This is a genomic window from Micromonospora sp. WMMD736 (genome assembly GCF_049179015.1).
Taxonomy (GTDB): Bacteria; Actinomycetota; Actinomycetes; order Mycobacteriales; family Micromonosporaceae; genus Micromonospora.
In genome coordinates this window covers 1-4,375 of sequence record NZ_JBMHMI010000035.1, presented here as the reverse complement: position 1 = coordinate 4,375, position 4,375 = coordinate 1, and the positions used below count along the sequence as shown (strand labels likewise).

Annotated in this window: 4 protein-coding genes; all 4 read right to left on the bottom strand. The window is 68.5% G+C overall.

Going from position 1 to position 4,375, the window contains the following annotated elements:
• Positions 1–209 precede the first annotated feature (209 nt).
• Positions 210–476 (bottom strand): hypothetical protein, encoded by a 267-nt coding sequence (locus ACN269_RS33135; protein ID WP_421477039.1) that lies wholly within the window; start codon positions 474–476, stop codon positions 210–212.
• Between the two features lie 18 nt (positions 477–494).
• The gene (locus tag ACN269_RS33130; RefSeq protein WP_421477037.1) at positions 495–2,129 is read right to left on the bottom strand and encodes a fatty acyl-AMP ligase; all 1,635 of its coding nucleotides are present in this window, start codon (positions 2,127–2,129) and stop codon (positions 495–497) included.
• A gap of 315 nt (positions 2,130–2,444) precedes the next feature.
• Positions 2,445–3,425 carry a 4-(cytidine 5'-diphospho)-2-C-methyl-D-erythritol kinase gene (locus tag ACN269_RS33125; protein WP_421477035.1) on the bottom strand — a complete coding sequence of 327 codons (981 nt, stop codon included), beginning with the start codon at positions 3,423–3,425 and terminating at the stop codon, positions 2,445–2,447.
• A gap of 19 nt (positions 3,426–3,444) precedes the next feature.
• Positions 3,445–4,341 (bottom strand): 16S rRNA (adenine(1518)-N(6)/adenine(1519)-N(6))-dimethyltransferase RsmA, encoded by an 897-nt coding sequence (rsmA, locus tag ACN269_RS33120; RefSeq protein WP_421477041.1) that lies wholly within the window; start codon positions 4,339–4,341, stop codon positions 3,445–3,447.
• Positions 4,342–4,375: the final 34 nt, after the last annotated feature.

Sequence of the window (4,375 nt, the reverse complement as noted above, 5' to 3'; positions counted from 1 at the left end):
GAACTTCAGCGGGGCCGAGCGCGCCGAGGTGCCGACGATCTGCGAGCAGAGCGCCGACGCCGCCGAACTGCTGGTCGAGCTGGGCCTGGAGCCGGCCCAGAACACCGTCCACGCCTGGTCCTAGTCTGCGCGAGCGTGCGTGTCTGCTCCGCGACACCCCGCTGGCGAGCGGCATTTTGGTCGCGCTCGCGGCCGGTCGTGGGCGCACATTAGCTGACAGACGAGGCCGGTCCCCAGAGCACACAATCCTTCATCGCCTGCCCACGTACGTGATTGATCTCTCCGCTGCTGTCCTCGCAGTTGGGCTGAGGGCCGATGGCCGACAGATCTTCGCGCACGACGAACACACCGTCGACAGCGTCGGCTATCGCCGCCAACGCCCATGCACAGTGCACCAATTCCATCGCGAGCGGGACCGCTGAGACCACGAGCGTGCGCAAACCGCTGCCCTCGAGCGCGTGTCGTGCAGCAGACACGCACGCTCGCGCAAACACCTAGGTGACGAGCGAGACCGAGTTGGCCCGGCGCAGCTTGCCCGACGGGGTCTTCGGGATCGAGCCCGGCCCCAGCACCACGACGTTGCGCGGCCGTACGTCGACCTCGGCAACGACCTCGTGGGCCACCTGGTGCTCGATCCGGCGCACCTCGGCCTGATCCTGCCAGGCATTGGATTCCACTGCGACAGCAAAGGTTTCGCGGGAATGACCGGCGTCCAACCGCACCGCGACCGCACAGCCCGGACGCACGCCCTCGACGCGCCCGGCCGCGCGCTCGATGTCGGTCGGGTAGATGTTGCGGCCCGCCATGATGATGACGTCCTTGACCCGGCCGCACACCACGACGTGACCGTTCTCCATCTGGTATCCCAGATCACCGGTGTCATACCAGCCGTGCTCGTCCTGGGCCGGCACGAAGCCACCCATCGTGATGTAGCCCGGCGTCAGCGGCTCACCCCGCAGCTCGATGACGCCCACACCGCGGGCGGGCATCACGTCGCCGTGCTCGTCGATGATCCGGGCCTCCAGGCCCTTCAGCAGCGGCCCCAGCGAGGCCAGCCGCTTGGTGTTGCCCTTGGTGGCGGGCACCGCACGCCGCAGCGCGGCCATCAGGTCGGCGTCGACCTCGTCGACGACCAGACCCGCGCCGCATTCGGAGAACGACACCGCCAGCGTCGTCTCGGCCATCCCGTAGGCCGGCAGGATCGCCTCGGGCTTGAGGTTGAACGGCTTGCCGGCGTCCAGCAGATCTTCGACGTCGGCGGGCTCGACGGGCTCGGCGCCCGACAGCGCGAACCGCAGCGTCGACAGGTCGAACTCACCGGGCTTGGCCTGCCGGCGCAGCCGCTTGGCCAGCAGCGCGTAGGCGAAGTTGGGCGCGGCGGTCATCGTGCCCTGGTACTTGTCGATCAACCGCGCCCACAGCAGGGTGTCGCGCAGGAAGTCCATCGGGGTGACCTTGACGAGTTCGGCGCCGAAGTACATCGGCACCGTCAGGAAGCCGACCATACCCATGTCGTGGAAGCACGGCAGCCAGCTCACCATGACGTCCTTCTCGACGTCGTACTCGGCGCCGATGAACATCGCCTCGGCGTTGGAGTAGATGTTGCGGTGGGTGATCTGCACCGCTTTGGGTGACCCGGTCGAGCCGGACGTCAGCTGCATCAGAGCCAGATCGTCCTCATCGGTATCGACGGGGTCGATGGGCTCGGCGGCCAGCAGATCCGACACCGTCAGGACGGTCAGACCCTTTTCCTGCAGCACCGGGATCGCGACCAGGAACGGCTCGGAGACGATAACGGCCTTGGCCTCGATCATCCCGATGACGGTCATGGTGTCCTCGGCCCACACCGCCAGATCGGTGCGCGGCGTCGGCTGGTGCAGCATCGTCAGGCTGGCACCACGCATCCACACGCCCTGCGCGGTCGGCGCGATCTCGACCGGGAAGCCCGCCAGCACACCCACCGCGTCGCCGGGCCCGACGCCGGCCGCGGCCAGCCCGCCGGCGATCCGGCGCGCCCGCTCGTGGACCTCACCCCAGGTATGACGCACCGGCGCGTGCGGCTCACCGGTCACCATCCCGGTGCTGACGGTGCGAGCGTTGCGGTACATCTTCTCGGTGAATCTGCTCACGACAACCTCCTGGGGGCCGCCACCGGCCCGTTCTTCATGCTCCGCCAGTACGCAGGCGCTTCGGCGGAGGCTCGCGCACACAATTGAAAAGCCGTTACGTCTCGAATCGGTGGCACGACACCACGGCGACCATCAAACCGGCCTGCCCCCCGGCCGCCGGACTGCCGGGCGGCAGCGGTGGCCCCGTTTGTTACTCGACCGCTAGTTTTCACCGACGATCATCTTAAGAGACCCTTAAGTAACTGCCAAACTGACCCGCGGATTGAGGCGTGGCTCACACCGAACTGTAACCAGACCGATGTCGCGGATCGGCGCTCAGACGCCGGTCGGCGCCGGGACCACCCGCGCGCCCTGCACCGGCCCGCTGGCCACCCGCACCGTACGGCACACTCCCGCGCCGGCCAACTCGGCGCCGATATCGATCGCCTCGGGCGCCGAGCGGCACAGAAACGCACACGTCGGACCCGATCCGGAGACGATTCCGGCCAGCGCGCCGGCATCCTCGCCGGCACGCAACGTGCGACGCAGCGCCGGGTTGAGGCTCAGCGCCGCAGCCTGCAGGTCGTTGCCCAGCAGCGGTGCCAGTTCAGCCGGGTCACCGGAGGCCAGCGCCGTCAGCAGCGGCTCCGGGTCGCCGAGGCGGGGCGGGGCGTCGGTGTCGGAGCCGTCCGGGCCCGCCCCGTCCCGGAGCCGGTCGATCTCGGCGAACGCCGCCGGCGTGGACAGCCCACGCTCGGCGAACGCAAGCACCCAGTGAAACGTCGTGCGGGCCAGCACCGTCGCCAGCTCGTCGCCGCGGCCGGTGCCCAGCGCGGTGCCGCCGTGCAGCGCGAACGGCACATCGGCGCCCAGCTGGGCCGCCAGCGCGTGCAGGTCGCGACGCCGCACCCCGAGCTCCCACAGCGTATTCATCGCGACCAGAACGGCCGCGGCGTCGGCGCTGCCGCCGGCCATTCCACCGGCCACCGGGATCGACTTCTCGATGCTGATCGCCACGTCCGGCGCGCGGCCGACGTGGTCGGCCATCAATTCGGCGGCCCGCCAGGCCAGGTTGCGCTCGTCGACCGGCAGCGACGCCGCTCCCTCCCCGGTCAGCTCCAGCGACAGCATGTCGGCATTGCGCACGGTGATCTCGTCGAGCAGCGACACGGCGTGGAAAACGGTGGTCAGGTCGTGGTAACCATCGTCGCGAAGGTCACCGACCGCCAGATACAGGTTGACTTTGCCCGGCACCCGCACCGTCACCGACCCGGTCGGCACCCACTCGGAGGCGGTGCTGCCGTCGGATGCGGACATCGCACGACCTTATCGGAGATCAGCTGCGAACTTGCTGACCCTCGGACTCCGGCTGCCACTCGCCTGAGCGTTCCAGCAGACGCACGAAGTCGGCGATGCTCAGCGTCTCACCCCGGCGGGCCGGGTCGATGCTGGCCGCCAGCAGCCGGCTGGCGGACTCGTTGCCGGAACCGGCCCACTCGGCGAACGCGTTGCGCGACGTCTTGCGACGCTGCGCGAAGGCGATGTCGATGAGGTTGAACACCTGGGCGCGGAAGTCCTCGTCGGTGGGCCACGGCGAACTGTCGTACCGGTCGATGCGGACCAACCCGGAGTACACCCGCGGAATCGGCCAGAACACCGTCGGCGACACCAACCCGTGCCGGCGCACGTCGCCGTAGAAGCGAACCTTGGCGCTGGGCACGCCGTAATCTTTGCCACCCGGCTCGGCGGCCAACCGCTCGGCAACCTCGGCCTGCACCATCACCATCACCGTCTTGATCGACGGGAATTCGGCCAGCAGGTGCAGCAGGGCCGGCACCGCGACGTTGTAGGGCAGGTTGGCCACCAACGAGTTCGGTTGCTCGTCGAGGTCGGTTCGGCGCAGCGTGAGAATGTCACGGTTGAGCACCGTCAGCCGGTGGATCTCGCTGTGCGAATGCTCAGCGACTGTGGTCGGCAGCTGACGCGCCAACACCGGATCGATCTCCACCGCAGTGACATGCGCGCCGCGATCCAGCAGCGCCAGCGTCAGCGAACCCAGCCCGGGCCCGACCTCCAAAACGTGGTCATGGCGATGAACTCCGGCAGCCGACACGATTCGGCGAACGGTATTCGCATCGTGAACAAAATTCTGGCCAAAGGACTTTCGCGGGCGAAAATCGATCTCTCTCGCCAATCGCCGTATCTCGGTCCGCCCGAGTAGTCGAATAGTCAGGACGCCCCAATCCTTGCGCTACACGTCGGCCAGG

What these genes read in the sequence shown, in the direction of transcription:
- ACN269_RS33125 (WP_421477035.1), bottom strand. Translation starts at nt 3,425, where the DNA reads ATGTCCGCATCCGACGGCAGCACCGCCTCCGAGTGGGTGCCGACCGGG.